The organism is Ensifer sp. NM-2 (assembly GCF_003024455.1).
GTDB lineage: Bacteria > Pseudomonadota > Alphaproteobacteria > Rhizobiales > Rhizobiaceae > Ensifer > Ensifer canadensis.
In genome coordinates this window covers 1-579 of the sequence record NZ_PVZR01000102.1, presented here as the reverse complement: position 1 = coordinate 579, position 579 = coordinate 1, and the positions used below count along the sequence as shown (strand labels likewise).

Genomic DNA, 579 nt, shown 5'->3' with positions numbered 1-579 from the left:
CCAAGTTCGCCGAGTACCGCAAGACCCTGCCGGACGCCCCGGCCCCGGAGGGCGACGCCTGAGCATGCGCCGCACGGACATCGGAACGGTCGGCCTCGCAGGCGCCCCCGTCCCCAAGGCGGCCCGCGCCTACCAGGCGATCCTCGAGGGGATCCGGGACCAGCGCCACGAGCCGGGCGACCGGCTGGTGCTGTCCCAGATCGCCGCGGAGCTGGGCATGTCCGTGGTGCCCGTGCGGGAGGCGATCCGCCGCCTGCAGTCCGAGAAGCTGGTGGCCTACGAGCGCAACGTGGGCGCCACCGTGGTGGGCATCGACCCGGTCGAGTACCGCCACACCATGGAGACGCTGGCGCTGGTGGAGGGGTTCTCCACCGCCCAGTGCGCCCCGCACGTGACCGCCGAGGACCTCGCGGCGGCCCGCGAGGTGAACGCGACCATGCGCGCGATGACGGAGTCGGAGAAGGCCTGGGACCCGGTGGCGTTCACCGAGCTCAACCGCCGCTTCCACTCGATCCTGTTCGAGCATCACCAGAACGAGCACGTGCACGACCTGGTGCACCGCGGCTGGAACCGCCTGGC

The 579-nt window shown here is 72.2% G+C and carries 1 protein-coding gene; it reads left to right on the top strand.

Features of this window, described 5'->3' with window-relative positions; translation table 11 throughout:
* Positions 1-64 precede the first annotated feature (64 nt).
* Positions 65-579 (top strand): GntR family transcriptional regulator (locus tag C6558_RS38970; RefSeq protein WP_107028853.1); only part of this gene is annotated, 515 nt, incomplete at its 3' end.